Raw genomic sequence first — 18,099 nt, 5'->3', positions numbered from 1 at the left:
GAAAAAACAATCGTAAAGTAAGCGTAACTATGCAAAAAAAGAGAGAGCCAATGCTCTCTCTTTCAGTCCACTATCGCGGCTTACGCCAAAAAACAGCGCCGATCGCCGGTAAAATAATTATTGCGCCTAACATATTCACTAAAAACATGAAAGTTAACAGGATCCCCATGTCCATTTGGAACTTTAGCGCAGAAAAGAACCAGGTACTTACGCCTATGGCTAAGGTCAGGCCGGTAAAGATCACCGCACTGCCCCGCTCGACTAAGGCCTGGTGATAGGCCGTCTGTACTGGCATACCGTCTCTGAGTTTCACCGCCATGGTCGACAAGATATAGATGCCGTAATCGACACCTATCCCCACGCCGAGGGCAATGACAGGTAAGGTACTAACCGCCAAGCCGATGTCGAGTTGAGTCATCAGCGCCTGGGCCAGTGTGGACACCACATAGAGCGGCAGGATCACGGCAATAGTCGCTCTAATCGACCTAAAGCTGATTAGGCAGAGCACAAACACTGCGCCATAAACATAGAGCATCATCGGCATCTGGGCCTCGGCAACCGCCTCGTTGGTGGCGGCCATCACCCCCACAGGCCCCGATGCCAGCTTAAACTTAAGCTTGTCGTTGTCCATCTTGGCTGACAGGGTTTTAACCTTATCGATCACCGTCTCTATGGTTTCTGCCTTGTGATCTTTAAGAAACAGATACACAGGCATCACAGAGCAGTTCCCGTCGAGCAAGCCCGAAGTGGTTGGGATCTGCCCTACCGCCTGAACCAGACTCGCAGTCGTGCGCGGTAACACCTGCCACTTGGGATTACCTTCGTTAAAGCCGGCGTTAACCCGCTTAGCAACAGACGCCAGGCTCGCAGTAGACTCCACACCAGGGGTATTAGCCACTAACCACTCAAACTCATCTATCTGTGTCAGCACATCATGGTAGGTACAGGCCTCAGGGAAGGCTTCGACAATCACAGTCATCACATCTGTGGTGATAGAGAAGTGATCGGTAATATAGAAAGTGTCCTGATTGTAGCGACTGTCAAAATGTAGCGCCGGCGCCCCACCTTGCAGATCGCCTATCTTCATCTTGTTCGCTTGCTGCAATCCGACGCCATACAACACCACAGTGGCGACGAGTACTACGGCTGCATACTTAGGGGTGGCAAAATAAGAGAGTTTACGCCAAAGCTCATCGACACGGCTATTTTCCTTGGGTGGCAGCGCCTTCACTTCGGTATATGAGATTAGCAGTGGCAGAAGCACCAGGTTGGTCAGAATGATCACAGCCACACCCAAGGAGGCCGAAATTGCCAGCTCGCGGATGATACCGATATCAATCGCCAGCAGGGTCATAAAACCAACGGTATCAGAGAGCAGCGCAATACCGCCTGGGATCAGCAGACTTCTAAAAGCGAGCGCCGCCGCGGCTTTGGTGATCTCGCCTTCACCAACACGGCGTCTGACCGCGTTGATCATCTGCACCCCATGACTCACCCCGATGGCAAACACCAAGAAAGGGATCAGTATCGACATGGGATCTAGGCCAAAACCCACCACAGTGAGCAAACCTAGCTGCCAAACTACGGCCACCAAACTACATACTAGAGGCAGCAGGGTCAGTTTTACGGATTGTGAGAACAGATAAACCATCACGGCGGTCACTAAGATGGCAATCGCGAAGAAGAGCACGACGCCCTTGGCGCCTTCGGCAACATCGCCGGCCATCTTTGCAAAGCCGATAATATGAACCTTTATCTGATCATTTTCATATTGACCTCGCAGCTCATTTTCAAGCTGACTGGCAAAGGCCAAGGTATCGAGGGGCTCACCGGTTTGCGGGTCAAAATCCATCAATTGAGCCGTTACCATGGCTGCCGAGTAATCTTCCGCAATGAGGCGCCCCACGATACCGGCCTTCTCAATATTACTGCGGACCACCTCTAGCCCGGCGGGCGTTGTGGAAAAATCAGCCGGAATCACCGGGCCACCGGCAAACCCATCTTCCACCACCTCGGTAAAACGGGTAGAGGGTGAATAGAGAGACTTTACCTGAGCACGATCGACCCCAGGAATGAAGAACAGCTGATCATGGACCTGCTTAAGGGTATTGAAAAAATTGGGATTAAATATGTTACCGCTGGTGTCCTCTACCGCCACCATGATGCTGTTAGCGCCGCCGAACTGCTTCTGATGCTTCAGATAAGTCTGCATATAGCTATGATTAAGCGGAATATTCTTAACAAAAGCCGCATCCATCTTCAGATGACTGGCTTGAAACCCGAGAAACAGAGTTGCCAGCAAAAAGGCGAATATTACATAGGCCCGTTGCCGAAACAGGAAGGACTCTAATCCATTAACTAATTTATCTAACATGCCTGGGCCTTATTATTCTTGTTGTAATGCAACGAAGCCTTTTGTACCAGCAAGCCAAAGCTTGCCTGTGGTATCCTTACCAATTGACACTAGGTTTTCCCCTTGGCGCTGTGCCACCAACTCGACGCTATCATCGGCGGTAACATCAATGACCACACCACCGTTGCCCACGAGCCTGACTTTATCGTCACTGAGCACTATGCCGCCATTGAGGGTAGAGTTAGTGGTGAGCGCTATTTCCTGCCACTGCTCAAGATCCCCATCGCTCTTAAACAGATTCCCCCTGAGCCCGAGCACATAGATCCCCTGCTTAGCCACTAACACATTAAAAAGTGACCCTTCATATGGGAAATCAATACGTTGCCAGCTCAGACCATGGTCTTGTGAAACAGCAGCTAATCCGAGCTCGCCCACCATCAAAAGACGGTTATCGGCTAAGCGTACAACGCGATTAAAATGCGGCAATAAAGTACTACGCTCTTGAAGATAAAGGCTTTCATCCTCCGCTTTTAGCTCCTCTAGATAAGCCTGATCTTCTTCATATAACAGCTCAGTATGAAACTCCTGCTGCCACTGCTTACCACCATCGAGAGTACGATAGAACAGGCCATAGGCGCCAATGGCAATCCCCTGCTGCGCATCAAAGAACAGCACATCTAAGAAAGGCTTTTCTATTTCAGCAGAGCTCATCTGTTTTGCCCAAGTCTTGCCGCCATCTTGAGTATGCAAAATGGTCGCATCATGCCCCACTGCCCAGCCAAGCTCAGGCGTTAGCAGCGTCGCCTTGGTTAACAGTGCACGGGTTGGTGAACTAACCTGCTGCCATTGATCGGTAAAATGAAATAGATGACCACGATCGCCAACGGCAATCACCGTCTCTCCCTGCTTGGCAATATCCAATACCAGAGAGTGAGTGGCCAAGGGTTGTTTATCTGAGCCAACCACTTCTTCCGAGCTATAAGCAGGAAACGCGGAGGCAATAAACAGAGAAGATAACGCGACAAGCCGAAGCATGCTAAACCACATACAAACTTCCTTTCGTGAAATGAGGGGCCTGTTGGCCCCTCTCCCCTAATTCTTTATAGAATTAGTCCATAACGCATAAGTGCTTAACGAATACCAGCACGTCTCAATGCCGCAGGCGTAAAGTTGGCTTCACTCAGCTGGGCATCAAAGTTATACATACGTCCTTCGTTATCGAGGCCCATTGCCAGATAACGACGTGACTGTAGATCATGGATCACTTCAAGCGTGGTCCAGTGTGTTGGTACTTCATAGTAGTTAATCGCATGGGCGACGGCGACACGATATAACTCGTCGCGGTTGTCATACATATCCGACAAAGACACCTGCCATGAATCTTCATCTAGATAGAAGACACGTGTCTTATAGATATGACGCATACCCTCTTTTAGTTGCGCCTTGACCACCCAAACACGGTGTTTCTCCCAACGAACATGCTCTGGATTGATATGACCAGGCTGCAGGATCTGCTCATATTTTAGCTTGTCTGAATGGAGCTTATAGTCGTTGTAGGGAATGTAGATCTCTTTCTTACCCATTAACTCCCAGTTGTAACGAACTGGCGAGCCGTTGAACATATCGAAATCATCTGTGGTGCGCAGACCATCAGACACTGTGCCCGGGGTATCGAAAGCGACATTTGGCGCCTTACGTACGCGGCGCTGCCCTGTGTTATAGGTCCATGCCTGACGTGGCAAGGCTTCCTGATCCATGGTCTCTTTAACCAAGAGCGCGGTACCTGCTAGACGAGCAGGCTGTGTCACGACCTGCTTAAAGTAAAACAGGGTATTAGACTCTTTCAATTTATCCAGTGTCATCTCTGGGCGAGAATACTCAAAACGTATCTCTTCGGCGGTTTCGACCAAGGTGTAGCTACCCGATGCCGTTGGCGCTGCCTGGCTACGGGCAGTCTCAACGTCTACGCCACGAAAACGCAGTACGTGGTTCCAAATCGCTTCTAAACCATTTTGTGGAATAGGAAACGGCACACCAATCGAGCCCCCTGAAATCCCGTTACCATCGGCAACCAATTCGGCGCGAGTGGCATTGGCTTTTGTGGCGTCGTACACAAACTGAGGAACAGAAGCGGTGCGGCGCGTCTGATACACATTCATCTTGAAAGTATCAGGATAAAGATCAAATAGCTTTAGCTGACCTTCGGTGAGATGGTCCTTATACTGATCTTTATTGGCATTGGTGATAGTAAACTCAATCTTATCGGCTGCGAAGGGATCGGGATGATGCATACCTTTCTCATAACCCGCCACAGCTTGGGTAATACCGCCATCCCAGGCTGGAATAGAACCGTCGGCGTTACCCGCCTTTTCGCCACCTAGCGGCGTCAGTTCGGTACCGAGTTTTGCCGCCTGCGCCTCTGATACTTTCGCAAAGGCCGTTGGCGCAGTTAAAGCAACGATCACAGCTGCCGACAATAGTGTTAATTTTTTCATTCTTATTGTCCTTGTGAATTAGATTGAATACTTGATGTTAAATGACACGTAATCACGATCTGACATCAGATTCGTGGTGCCAACACCACCGAAGAAAGAGTTATAGGAAACATCGGCTCCCCAACGGCTCTGGTAATCGAAGTTAATGCCGATGGCGACTGACTTCTTACCTTCGGTGAAAAGGAACATAGGATCGGGTGTGATCCCTTTAACATCATGGGAGAAGATGATGCGCGGTGCCATGTTGACCCCGGCAAACAGGTTGTTGTATTCAGCCTTGGCCACAAAACGATAGCCCCAGGCAAAATCGGTCGGGAATGGGTTGGTTTCAGGGCCATTGTGAACAGCCTCTATGATCCCTGGCATATCAGGGTTACCGCCTGAACGTGCCGTCCCCGGTCCATTGAGACGCAGCTCGTCAAACCCAGGCATATCATGGATCCATACGCCACCGACCTCGGCCAACACCACCAGGTTATCAGTGCCCAGAGTCGGACCAAATAGATGAGTAAAGGTCACCTGCGCTTGTGTGGTATCACGCAGAATATAGCCTTCGGCCGCTTCACCCGAGCCGATGCCCTTCACCTGTGAAATACCGTCTAAATCTGGGCGAAGACCCGCGTTGGCTAGCTGCTGTGGCATAGCGGCAAACAGCAATTCTACGTCATCGATCTGCAGTGGCTCATCTTGACGATGGGCAATTTCACCAGCTACCGAGGTGTCGCCAACCAGAGTATTGAAACTAAAGCCGTATAGTTTGATATCTTCCGGGTATTCAATCTGCGCCTTGGAGAAGGTCTCTAACCCCAGCAAGGTTTGACGGTCAACTTCACCACCTGTCGCGCCAATGGCGGCCAGGGTCGCTAAATCTTTACCTATTGCCTCTTGGGTAAAGTTAGCCGCTGTACCGCTGATCAACGGACGTCGACTATGGTAATTCATGTAATAGAAACCAAACTCTGTCTCACCTAGCTCAGGGGCATAGTAACCTAGCTTAATACCATATTGGCCCGAGTCACTGGCGCTGGCCTGATCTTGCATTAGGGTCACCTTGGTTGGGTAAGCCAAGGCAAGTGATCCTAAGGTCGCAGCATCATACTGGCCTGACGCCACCATAGCGGACAGCTGTTGATACTCTTCTATAAGAAAATCTAGATTAATATCTGGGTTGGCGTTAAAGCCAAGCTGAGCGTTTTGCGAGTAACCACCGTAACCGGCGAAATCGTTGGTTGAGAAATAAGAACCAGGTGTTGGAACCCAAACTGGCTGCCAATCATACTGATAAAAGGCTTCAAGGGAGAGCGATTCACTAATACCCAGTGATGCCCAAATCATCCCTTGAGGTCTAAAGGCTTCTTTAAGTTCTGCACCCGGTGCATTAAGAATATTCAGGTCAACTGGATTGATCACACCAATACCATGTGGAATAAGGGTACTTTCACCCCATGACACCACTTGGTTACCGATACGGACGCTAAGTGGATTGGCACCATCGTTAAAGTCGAAATCACCATAGATGAATGCATCCAGCAAGCGCACATCTTTACATTGCACTTCAGAAGCTTCTGAGTCGGCACAAGGATCATATTCCTTGCCGGTTATCGGATCGCTGTAGCCGTAGCTACCATTGTTGGCTTTCTGATCGTAGAAATACATGCCACGAGCAAACAAACCGAAATTCTTATACTTTAACGACAACTCGTGCAGGCCTTTAAAGACCATGGAGGTCACATCGCCCTGTGAGTAGAGCAAGTTACCCAAATCACCATTGCTTGAGTAAGACCCTGGCTGAGCCCAAATCTCAGTCGAAGTGTACTTAGTATTATTAAATGCTGAATAATTAGACCAATCGAAGCGCGGGTGATTAACCTTACCAATCTGGTCATTCCAATCACGTTCTTCTACCCGCCAACTTGCACCGGCACTGAAGGTTGAATCGAATGAACCTTGCACTTCTCCCCAATCGAATGACACGGCTTGTACGCCAGATGTCACCCCAACACTCAACGCCGCAACGATCCCCAAAGCTAGCGCTGACTTGTTAAAGCCATTTTTAACGTTTTTCATTTTTAGCTCTTCTCCGTAACCTGCTGGATTCTTTGTTATAGGAATGATGGCCAACATCTTGTTAGCGTACAGGTAACACCATTGTTACAGCATTTAGGTGGGATGAGCAAGGCGAAAAAACAGAAAATTACCTTGAGATTTGTACACTTAAGCTAAAGGACTTATCTATTTTCAAACGACTGATTTAAATTCTTTCTAACAAGTCATACCAGATGAAAAACGGCTATTGAAAAAACAAGCAGAAACAGGCAATTAAACTTTTACATTGGCAGACAAAATTTTGAGTGGAGCACAATCATTCGTTTGAAGTATATACTCTAAAACTTATAGTGGAGTGAGGGAAACGAACTGTCCGTTATCATCGAGTTCCAGTCGAAAATAACCCTTTATGCCTGACGTGGTTAAAAAAGGCCGAAAATGGCGAGCGTGTATCCAGAGGATCTTCCCTGAAATATCTCTAACCTCAATTTTATCGATACTTCCTTGATAGTAATTGAGAAAATCCTGGTAACTCACCTGAATAGGAAAAGTAAATATCATCATAGTCTTAGTTTAAAAAAAGTGGCGAGATGCAAAGCACCTCGCCCTACTAACTTATGCCAGCGCCTTAGACACCTTCTCGTAAAGGTCCTTCGACAGATCTGGCAAGGCCAATATCTCTTCTAGCGCAGCTCGCATCAACTTCTGACGCTGCTCATCAAACTTCTTAAATTGGATCAATGGCGTAATAATACGCGCAGCAACCTGAGGATTTAAGGTATTGAGTTTAATGATTGCCTCGGTCAAAAATCGATATCCGCTACCATCAGGCTGATGGAACGAGAGCGGATTAGCCGCAGCAAAAGCGCCAATCAAGGAACGTACGCGATTAGGGTTGGAGAAGCTAAAGGCGCTGTGCAGTGTTAACTCACGCAGCGCCGTCACGCGATCCTCACCCGGACAACAGGCATGTAGAGTCAACCACTTGTCCATCACCAATGGCGTATCGGCCCATTTCTGTTGAAAATCAGAAAGTAAACTGTCTCGTAATTGAGACGCTTCCTGATTCAACGCTGCTAGGGCACCTAGGCTGTCGGTCATATTGTTGGCCTGTTCATATTGTCGCTGTGCCAAGACTTGATGAGCATCAGACATCTGCAATAGCAAGGTTAAACAGGCATTCTTTAAGGCTCTGGCACCAGCATCATCCTGGGAGGCCAACTCACGATAGCGCGCCACAAGTTCATCTTCACAACCTGAGGCAATTTCCTCAATCAAAAACTCTCGCGCCGCCGCCAATGCGTCCAGATCAACCTGTCCCACCTGCTCTACCAAGGTATTCAAGCTTGGGAAGTTCAGCACCTCTGCAAGTAACGCCTTGTCCAAGGCTTCATCGAGCAGCAAGCCTTTAACCGCATCGACGAGTCGAGGGTCAACATACATAGACTGCTGCGCCTTAAGATGTTCAACGTTACCCCAAACGGCCTGGCTAAATAAGGCTGCAGAAGCCTCCCATTTAGCCACTTCACTACTCGCATAGCGCATCAAATGAATGAGTTGCTCGACGCTATAATCAAACTTGAGTCTGACTGGCGCTGAGAAGTTTTGCAGTAAAGACGGCACAGGGCGCTCAGCCATCTCACTAAATACCAGCTCTTGCTCTGTCTCTGTGACGCTAAAAACTTGACTGAGTAGCGAACGACCATCGCTAGCGATCAGCTCAAGATCCAACGGAATATGCAAAGGCAGCTTCTCGCTTTGATCAGGCGTTGCCGGAGTATGCTGGCTAACAGTAAGGCGATACGCTTGCTTATCCGCATCATAGGCCTCAAGGATAGTCAGCTCAGGCGTACCGGATTGACTATACCAACGCCTAAACTGGCTCAGATCTACACCGCTGGCGTCTTCCATCGCCGCCACAAAATCATCACAGGTTACCGCCTGTCCATCATGACGCTCGAAATAACACTTCATCCCCGCCTGGAAGCCCTGCTCACCTAATAAGGTGTGCATCATGCGGATCACTTCGGCGCCCTTGTTATACACGGTCACGGTATAAAAGTTGTTCATCTCGATGACGGAGTCTGGACGGATCGCATGGGCCATCGGCCCACTATCTTCGGCGAACTGCTGATTCTTGATCACCTTGATCGCATGAATACGATTAACCGCGCGTGAGCCCATATCGGAACTGAATTCTTGGTCTCTAAAGACAGTCAGCCCCTCTTTCAGGCTCAATTGGAACCAGTCGCGACAAGTCACTCGGTTACCGGTCCAGTTATGGAAATACTCATGCCCTACCACAGACTCAATACCGTGATAATCCTCATCGGTGGCTGAGTCTTTATCGGCCAACACATATTTTGTATTAAATACATTCAGACCTTTGTTTTCCATGGCGCCCATGTTGAAGAAATCCACCGCGACGATCATGTAGATATCAAGATCATATTCTAGGTCGAAGCGGCTTTCATCCCAGGCCATCGACTTTTTCAGTGACAGCATCGCATGATGTGCCTTGTGCAGATTACCTTTATCGACAAATACCTGCAGCGCCACTTCGCGGCCGCTCTTAGTGGTAAAGCTGTCGCTAAGCAGATCAAAATCACCAGCCACCAAGGCGAACAGGTAAGCGGGTTTTGGGAAGGGATCTTGCCAACAGACAAAATGACGCCCATTGCCCAGATCGCCACTGTCGACGCGGTTACCATTACTCAACAGATAGGGAAAGGCTGCCTTATCGGCTTCGATACGCACCGAATAGACAGCTAGAACATCGGGGCGATCGAGGAAGTAAGTGATACGTCTAAAGCCTTCCGCCTCACATTGAGTGCAATAGGCGCCATCAGACATATATAGCCCTTCGAGTGCCAAGTTTGCCTGGGGATCCAGCTGAGTCACTATGGTTAGCTCAAAGGATGCTAAATCGGTATCAAGATGCAGCTGGCCTTCGACCTCGCGGTACTCATGAGCTTGGCCATTGACCAGCAACTGACTCACTGTCAGGCTCTCACCATCAAGCACCAAGGTCTTGGCGGTGTCGTTAACTCGGCGAACCTGGCTCACCGCCGTTACCTGAGTGTTAGCACCATCCAATACAAAGGAGAGATCCACCTGGGTTATAGTGTGGTCTGGTGCTCGATAATCTTTTAAATATTTGGCCTTAACCTGTGCCATTCACATTCCCTCATCTGAAAAGATTATAAAAAAACGCGCCAATAGCGCGTTTTTATTAAGTCTGGCTCAATACTATTTCACCTGATTTTTAGCCACTTTATCCATATCCACCAGATCCAGTGTGATATAGACAGTTTCATCTAAAAACGCATCAGGCGCTTTCACATCGTCTTCGGCGTCATCTAGCGATTTAAGCGCTTCTAACCCTTCCACCGCACGGCGCTCGTTAAGACGGGCAAGTTGCTTATCGTCAGTGGCTTCACGCTCGGCGATACGCTCTTTCTCCACCAGAGAAACACTGGTTTCTTTATGGCTCTTCTTAAACTCTGCGATATCTTGCTCGATATAGCCAAATTCAACATCATTCTTAATACGCTGCTGATGACGTGAGTCCAAGTGGGTCACTAGCTCAGGGTTTATATCGCCAAGGGTACCGTATTGAGCAACAGGCACCTTGTCCCATGGCAGTGCATTGTCTTCTTCTGCCTCGCCATACTCACCAGGCTCTAGGGCACTCGGGAATGGAATATCCGGTGTGACTCCTTTTAGCTGTGTACTACCACCATTGATACGGTAGAACTTAGCGATAGTGTACTGCACATGGCCTATCGGCTTGTCGTACATATCATAGATACGACCAAGACTCTTATGCTGTTGTACCGTGCCTTTACCAAATGTCGACTCACCGACGATCAATGCTCGGTCATAATCTTGTAAAGCAGCAGCAAAAATTTCTGATGCCGAAGCACTATAGCGATCCACCATCACGGTAAGTGGCCCTGAATAGGTTACACGGCCGTCGTTGTCGCGATTTTGTGACACCTTGCCGTTTGCGTCACGGATCTGAACCACTGGACCCTGCTCGATAAACAGACCGGTTAACAGTGTTGCTTCGGTTAAGGCACCACCACCATTACCACGCAGGTCAATCACCACACCTTCGACTTTAGCTTCTTTAAGTTTCACCAACTCTTTGGTGACATCCTGTGACAGGTTCATGTAGAAGCCAGGGATCTTAATCACTCCCACCTTGCGACCAGCATAATCACCGGTTGATGGTTCAATCACTTCTGAGGTCGCGGCGCGGTCTTCTAAGCGTATCTTGTCACGAACTATGGTGACATCGATAGGCTTAGCCGCTGAGCCCCCCTTCTTAGGCAGGATCTGCAAAATCACCTTGCTGCCTTTAGGGCCCTTGATCAACTCGACCACATCGTCCAGTCGCCAGCCGATCACATCGACTATCTCTTTACCTTCCTGGCCGACACCCACAATACGATCTTCCGGCGCCAGTTTTTCACTGTTAGCCGCAGGGCCGCCAGCAACCAGGCTCTTGATCACCGTATAATCATCATCCATCTGCAATACCGCGCCTATGCCTTCAAGGCTTAGGTTCATCTCCATCTGGAAACGTTCGGCGTTGCGAGGTGACAGGTAACTGGTGTGTGGCTCGACGCTACGAGAGAAGGCGTTCATCACACCCTGGAATACATCTTCACTCTTGGTCTGACTCAGACGCTTGATGGCATTGTTATAACGCTTCTCAAGTACCTCAACGATCTCATCCCAGTTCTTACCGGTCAGTTTAAGGTTCAAGGCATCGTATTTAACACGTTGACGCCACAGTTCGTTAATTTCAGCCTCATCTTTCGGCCAGGCGGCTTCATCTCTGTCGTACTGGTAACTATCACCAGGGAGATTAAAGTCCATCTCCTTATCCAGCAGGGATAACGCATAGGCGAAACGATCGTAACGACGCTGCTGCACCAGATCGAACATCTTATAGGCCGGCGCTAAATCACCGCTCTTCAGCATATCATCGAACTGATTTGAATACTGTTTGAAACTGTCGATATCGCTTTGAAGCAGGACATTGCGACGGTAATCGAGCTGCTTAAGATAGCGCTCGAACACCTGCTCCGAAAAGGCATCATCCAGATCGAATCTGTGATAATGGGCGCGAGTGAACAGGCCTGTCACTCGCTTGCTTGCCACTTTATGTTGCGGCTCTTGTGTTAAAGAGGGCAACTCGCTAGATGGAATACTGGGCGTCAGTGCCCAAGCCGAGAATCCTACAAATATGCTGGCAATGGATGCTGCCAGAGTGAGTTTTCGCATCAACAAGTTACTCCTTTATACGATGAACAGTTATAGCAGGATATGTTCTACAGGTACTTTTACCGTCAATCCCGAATCTAACTGCACTTGAACATCTTCTTTCTTGATGTCCAGAATAACGCCTGCGACAGGCGATTTACCTAATTTGACACTCACGCGTTGATTTGGTTTCAACTCGGTGAGTACGGCAGGGCTTAAATTTTGCGCCTCAACTTGCGGCTTAGTCACCTTAGGAGCAGGCTTGCTGCGCTTAGGTAATGGCTTTTTAAAGGCCTTCTTTTCTGCCTTAGGGCCTGGCTTGTCAGTCTTCTCCGCAGCGGCTTTCGCTGCACGCTTAGCCTTGGCCTTCTCCTGACTTTCTTTCAGTGTAGCCTGAGCATGATCAATATGCTCTTGCTCCAGCTCGCCACACTCATTGCCGTCAAGATCGACACGCTGCGCCCCAGCTTTAACGCCTTTAAGATAACGCCAGCTACTGGTGTAACGGCGTAAGGCGATTCTTAATTGCGTTTTACTGACTTTAGAATCATCAGCTAACCTTTCAGCCAAGTCTTGAAACAATCCTATTTTTAGAGGCTTAGTTTCACCTTCAGCGATAAAGCATAAAGGAAATGTTTCATATAAATACGCAAGAATTGCGTTGGTGTCGGTCAACTTTTCTGTTGATTCCATCATTACTTCCACAGTTTAAAAGGGACTATCACCTTGTCACGTTATGGCGTGGGTCGGCGTGTCGTTCATATTGGTTAGACATCGGGTCGTTAATTAAGGCATTTCAGCCCTCGACCGCACAATCCAACATACCTTATCAATTACATTAAACAAACGCCAAGTATTCATTTCAACTAATGAAATGTAAAAGCGTGTGATTTTGCATTCATCAAGCGGCCTATTATAAAGGTGCGCGAGATGAAAGCGACCATCAATTGTGCAAAATTGGTTGTAGTTTAAGCAAATAAAGCCTTTTCTAGGCTTTTTACGCAGGACTCCAGCCCCAATTGATCTTTCTCATCGAAACGGGAGAAGGATGGACTATCAATATCTAACACCCCAATGACCTCTCCATCACGGCGCAGCGGAATCACAATTTCTGAATTACTTGCCGAATCACAAGCAATGTGCCCTTCGAAACTATGCACATCAGCAACGCGTTGGGTACTATCTGTTTGAGCAGCAGTGCCACACACCCCCTTCCCCATAGGAATGCGCGTACAGGCTACTTTGCCTTGAAAAGGCCCCAGGATCAGTTGCTCACCTTGAAGCAGATAAAACCCCACCCAATTGATATCCTCAAGGTGCTCATTAAGCAGCGCAGAGAAGTTCGCTAACGCCGCGATAAGGTTATCTTCCCCGGCGAATAAGGCGTCAACTTGACGGGAGAGTGTCGAATAACAAGGTGCAGTCATACTATTTTCCTAACTATATTAAGTTTTTGCTTCAGCTTTTTTCGCCGGTTTCTTCGCGGGTGCGGTCTTAGTCGTCGCGCCACCTTTTAACAGGCCCATCAACTGATCTTTATTTTCTGCCATGTAGAAACATAGCTGCTCGATTGCATTTTCGTCTAAGCCTAAATCAACTTGCTCGATAAAAGGAAGAAGATTATCTGCAATATCGAGCATCTTATCGTAGGCATCGGCCTCCTTCTTAGATGTGAATGTCATCTTCTCCACCCCTTCTCTGACTACGACAAATTTCGTTATAACTGCCATATCACCCTCACACTGTTTTTATATACAGTTGTAGAATCTCATAAATACAACTTCTTATGCAAGTATCAAACTTTATCTGATAGAATCTGCTGCACTATTGGCTCCAGTTTAAGGGGTATCCTTAATAAGGATTTCAATAGATTGGCTATAGTAATATCTTATAGGCAGTAGATTACTGGTCTATATCAAGAAATTGCTCGTTAATAGATGACCATAGCAAACAGGAAACGCCCGAATATAAGTATGAAAACAGAGGTGTTAGACAAGAGTATTGTGCTTTGCCGCGCTTGCGATCTCGTCGTAAGAAAGCGCGCTTTGCCTACGGGCGTAAGGGCTCTGTGCCCCCGCTGTCATACCAATCTATATGACACTCCCTACTGTTCCATCAACGGCATGCTAGCCCTTTGTATTACGGCCTTGATCCTCTATTTTCCCGCCAATTTTTTCCCTGTGCTCGAGATGCATTTTCTCGGTAGTATTCGTACCACCACCATCACTGGCGGGGCCATGTCGGTCGCGTCGCAAGGCTATTGGGTCGTGGGCATAGCAGTATTAGTCGCGGCGGTCATTGCACCAGGACTGCTAATATTATCCATACTGAGTCAGATACTTATCATCAAGTATCGATTGAAAACCCCCTTCTTTCGTGCCATCTATAAGAAGTTGCTCAAACAACACAGTCTTCTGGCACAGCTTTCTATGTTAGAGATTTACATGATCAGTATCTTCATATCGGTTTTTCAGCTTTCAGATTACACGGATCTCTACTTCGGCATAGGTACCTTTAGCTTTACCATGCTGTTTATCATGGTGATTTTCATGCAGCGCGAATATGACATAGAACATATGTGGAGTGTACTGGATGAGTAAGCAAGTACAGTCAGCACAGGGCGAAGCACTGGGGTTAACTAACTGCCCAACCTGCAAATATTTATGTCATGTAGAACAGGGCACCTGTCCACGCTGTGGCCAACCCGTGCAAAGTCGGGATCGCACCAGCGTGCAAAAAAGTTGGGCCTTATTGATCACCGCTGCCATCTTATTATTTCCGGCCAACCTCTACCCCATCACGATTATGACCAGTCAGGGGCAGGTACGACAGGACACCATTTTGAGCGGGATCAGCCATTTGGTGCATCTGGATCTCTTACCGATTGCCATTATTCTTTTTACCGCCAGTATCTTAGTCCCTATGCTAAAAATCTTTGGCCTGGCGCTATATTTGACCGCCATCAGTTACCGCTTGCCTATCTCGAAAAAGACACTGATGACCGGCTTTCATATCATCGAATGGATAGGCCGCTGGTCTATGTTAGATCTATTTGTGATCTCCATTACCGCAGCGCTGATCAATATGGGACAGATATGGGATGCCAAACCCGCGCCAGCGGCCACCGCCTTTGCCTTAGTCATTTTGCTCACACAACTTGCCGCAAAAGTATTAGATACACGTTTACTCTGGGACCGATTGGAATCGAAAGATGACACAAATTGAAACACCAAAAGTCGTTAAGAAAAAGCTCTTCTCTCCCATCTGGTTGCTGCCGTTAATTGCGCTAGCACTTGGGGCTTGGCTCGGTATTAAGAGTATTCGAGAATCCGGTGTCGAAGTGCGTATCCATTTTCCCAGTGCGTCCGGGATAGATGTTGGCAAGACATTAGTCAGATACCAAGGCTTAACCGTAGGTAAGGTGGTCGACATCAGTATTGACGATCAGCTGCAAGGGGTTTATGTCGATCTCTTGATGGACTATCGCTCTACCCCTTTCCTTAAAGATGAAACTAAGTTCTGGTTGGTTACCCCTAAGGCCTCCATTACCGGCGTCGAAGGCTTAGATGCACTTTTCTCAGGTAACTATATTGCCATTCAGCCAGGCGATGGCGACTACAGAAACGAATTTATTGCCGAAGATCAGGCACCGCCCGTGGCCCCCGGCGCTGATGGCTTGATGATAGAGCTCACCAGTGAGGGACTAGGCTCACTTGATGTCGGCTCACAAGTGTTTTATCGCCAAATCCCGGTCGGCAACATCGTCGGTTATCGTCTGGTTAACGACGACAGCATCTTGTTTAATGCCTACATCGAAAAGAAATATGCCCACTTGGTTAAACAAGACTCGCGCTTTTGGAATGTCTCGGGCTTAGCGCTGGATGCAACCCTCTCTGGTATCAAGGTCAAAACTGAGAGCCTGGCAGCGATCTTAGCCGGCGGCGTAAGCTTCTCCTCATCACCTGACAGCGACAAAGCCGAGGCCAACCAAACCTTTGCCATTTTCGAAGATAAAGACAGCGCGCTGGGCGGTATTAGCTTTACCTTGACCGCAAAGGATGCCGATAGCCTGAGTACTGGCGCCGATATCGTATATAGAGGGATTAATATCGGCCGCATCACCCATACCCATCTTAGCGAAAGCGGGGTGAGCTTTGATGCAGTGATAGAAAACCAGTATGCGGATCTTGTAGGCCAAGACAGTCAATTTTGGCTCGAGGGCGCCGACCTGTCACTCAGTGGCATCAAACATGCTGCTCGTCTAGTCACCGGCAATGTGGTGGCATTCCTGCCTGGCAGCGGCGAACGTCAAGCGAGCTACAAACTACTGGATACAGCGCCGCAGCAAGGCTTATCCCCTGTTATTGTGCACCTGACATCCGATGAAAACCCTGGGATCCGTGCTGGCGCCCAGGTACGCTATAAACAACTGCCCATAGGCGAAGTCAGCGCCGTCGAGTTTAAACAAGATTTTTCCGCGCTGGACTATCAAATTAACATCTGGCCAGAGTTTGCTTCCCTACTGCGCCAAGACAGCTATTTTGTTGCCGAATCGGCGCTGGCTATCGACGCGTCACTCGAAGGGGTTTCGGTAAGCACCCGGGATCTGGACACCTTTACTAAGGGTGCTATCAGTCTCAACCCAGGCAAGAGCGACAAAACATTTAATCCCAAGCAACCACTGCCTTTATTTGCCAACACTCAGCAGGCAGAGAGCTATTTTAGTCAACTAAATCGTCTCAGAGTCGAGTTAAGCAGCGCAGATGGTGCTGGCCTTTCAGCACACTCTCCTATCTATTATAAGAAGATGCAGATCGGCGAAGTCGAGCGGGTCAACTGGCACAGTGATAGTGAGCAATTCAAGTTAGTGCTCGGCATAGACAAGGCCTTTGCTAAGTTAGTGAAACCCAACAGCGTCTTTTGGCGCAATGGTGCGCTGAGCGTCGACGCCAGTTTAAATGGGCTAAAGGTCGATCTGGCACCTCTTGACGGCGCAATTAAAGGCAGTGTGTCCCTGGGTCTATTGGATGCCGATAGTCAAGGCAATCAAACCCACCTCTATGGCTCTGAGGAGATGGCCCGCGCCAAAGCAACGCCCATCAATATAAGCTTTGACGCCAGCACACGATTAAGTGCCCATGCCCCCATACGTTACCTGGGTCATCAGATAGGCGAAGTGGAGCGCGTTAAGCTTAATCAAGATCTACAAACTGTCACGGTCGATGCCTACCTCTATGGCGACTACGCAGCCCCTTTCCTTGCCGATGATGCCCAATACTTCATCGTCGATGCCGAGATCTCACTCTCAGGCGTCTCGGCGGCAGAAACCTTACTCACAGGCCCCTATGTCTCAGTGCTACCTGGCCAGAGTCAACACAGCATCAGTCAGTTTATCGGGCGTGTTGAGTCACCAGCTAAGCTCAGCCAGGATGCCCTCACCTTTACCTTAGTCGATGACAATCTGGGCTCCATGAAGGTTGGCACACCTATTGTGTTTCGCGGTATAAAAATAGGTGAAATCAAGCAGGTGCAGCTATCAGATAATGGCACTCAGGTACTGATGACGGCGCAAATCGCCAAGCATTATCGTCATCTGGTCAATCAAACCAGTCAATTCTGGGATCTCTCAGGGATCAAGGTCGACCTAGGTCTCTTCTCTGGTGCCCAGATTGAAACCGGCTCATTAGAAACTATCATCGCAGGTGGTATAGGCGTGGCAACCGAAAGCAGCAGCTCACATACCAATCAAATCGCCGAGGGACAGCAGTTTGAACTGCACCCCAAAGTCGACCCCAATTGGCTAAAGTGGGCGCCAAATCAACAAACTATTGATTAGCAAGCACTAGTATTAAACTGCAGCTACCCCCTTTCGCGGCTATGCTTGAAGAAGCCAGCGCTTAGGGGGCATAGCCAGGCACTAAGCGCGAACTG

General features: G+C 48.6%; 13 protein-coding genes. 3 read left to right on the top strand and 10 right to left on the bottom strand.

The features are described from left to right. Window positions 1-70 precede the first annotated feature (70 nt). The 10 genes from NY07_RS05445 to NY07_RS05400 form a co-directional block, all read right to left on the bottom strand. Window positions 71-2,374, bottom strand: a complete 2,304-nt coding sequence (locus NY07_RS05445) for an efflux RND transporter permease subunit (RefSeq protein WP_033538335.1) — start codon at window positions 2,372-2,374, stop codon at window positions 71-73. 12 nt (window positions 2,375-2,386) lie between these two features. Further along, window positions 2,387-3,400 carry a WD40/YVTN/BNR-like repeat-containing protein gene (locus NY07_RS05440; RefSeq protein ID WP_033538334.1) on the bottom strand — a complete coding sequence of 338 codons (1,014 nt, stop codon included), beginning with the start codon at window positions 3,398-3,400 and terminating at the stop codon, window positions 2,387-2,389. Between the two features lie 83 nt (window positions 3,401-3,483). Then, window positions 3,484-4,848 carry a DUF1329 domain-containing protein gene (locus NY07_RS05435; protein WP_033538333.1) on the bottom strand — a complete coding sequence of 455 codons (1,365 nt, stop codon included), beginning with the start codon at window positions 4,846-4,848 and terminating at the stop codon, window positions 3,484-3,486. 18 nt (window positions 4,849-4,866) lie between these two features. Then, entirely contained in the window at window positions 4,867-6,915 is a 2,049-nt protein-coding gene (locus NY07_RS05430) for a DUF1302 domain-containing protein (RefSeq protein ID WP_033538332.1), read from the bottom strand. Window positions 6,916-7,239: 324 nt separating this feature from the next. Continuing rightward, window positions 7,240-7,455, bottom strand: coding sequence for a DUF2835 domain-containing protein (locus NY07_RS05425; protein WP_033538331.1), 216 nt, complete (start codon window positions 7,453-7,455; stop codon window positions 7,240-7,242). A gap of 54 nt (window positions 7,456-7,509) precedes the next feature. After that, a complete protein-coding gene (gene pepN / locus NY07_RS05420; protein ID WP_033538330.1) occupies window positions 7,510-10,071 on the bottom strand; it encodes an aminopeptidase N in 2,562 nt (853 codons plus the stop codon). Between the two features lie 72 nt (window positions 10,072-10,143). Next, window positions 10,144-12,189, bottom strand: coding sequence for a carboxy terminal-processing peptidase (prc, locus tag NY07_RS05415; RefSeq protein ID WP_033538329.1), 2,046 nt, complete (start codon window positions 12,187-12,189; stop codon window positions 10,144-10,146). A gap of 30 nt (window positions 12,190-12,219) precedes the next feature. Further along, window positions 12,220-12,861 carry an RNA chaperone ProQ gene (proQ, locus tag NY07_RS05410; protein ID WP_033538328.1) on the bottom strand — a complete coding sequence of 214 codons (642 nt, stop codon included), beginning with the start codon at window positions 12,859-12,861 and terminating at the stop codon, window positions 12,220-12,222. Between the two features lie 275 nt (window positions 12,862-13,136). Further along, window positions 13,137-13,595: a GAF domain-containing protein gene (locus NY07_RS05405; protein WP_033538327.1), complete on the bottom strand. Its 459-nt coding sequence runs from the start codon at window positions 13,593-13,595 to the stop codon at window positions 13,137-13,139. Window positions 13,596-13,613: 18 nt separating this feature from the next. Next, window positions 13,614-13,898, bottom strand: a complete 285-nt coding sequence (locus NY07_RS05400) for a YebG family protein (protein WP_033538326.1) — start codon at window positions 13,896-13,898, stop codon at window positions 13,614-13,616. Window positions 13,899-14,141: 243 nt separating this feature from the next. On the opposite strand from NY07_RS05400, the gene NY07_RS05395 reads away from it, so the two are divergent. Genes NY07_RS05395 through NY07_RS05385 form a run of 3 tightly spaced genes read left to right on the top strand, consistent with a single transcriptional unit; the run spans window position 14,142 to window position 18,004 of the window. After that, a complete protein-coding gene (locus NY07_RS05395; RefSeq protein WP_033538325.1) occupies window positions 14,142-14,768 on the top strand; it encodes a paraquat-inducible protein A in 627 nt (208 codons plus the stop codon). Continuing rightward, window positions 14,761-15,393 (top strand): paraquat-inducible protein A, encoded by a 633-nt coding sequence (locus NY07_RS05390; RefSeq protein ID WP_033538324.1) that lies wholly within the window; start codon window positions 14,761-14,763, stop codon window positions 15,391-15,393. Before NY07_RS05395 ends, NY07_RS05390 begins: the two co-directional genes overlap by 8 nt. Then, a complete protein-coding gene (locus NY07_RS05385) occupies window positions 15,380-18,004 on the top strand; it encodes an MlaD family protein (protein ID WP_033538323.1) in 2,625 nt (874 codons plus the stop codon). The genes NY07_RS05390 and NY07_RS05385 overlap by 14 nt, the downstream gene beginning before the upstream one ends. Window positions 18,005-18,099 lie beyond the last annotated feature (95 nt).

Source organism: Shewanella sp. ECSMB14101 (assembly GCF_000773485.1).
GTDB lineage: Bacteria > Pseudomonadota > Gammaproteobacteria > Enterobacterales > Shewanellaceae > Shewanella > Shewanella marisflavi.
This window is presented reverse-complemented; position numbering and strand designations above follow the sequence as displayed.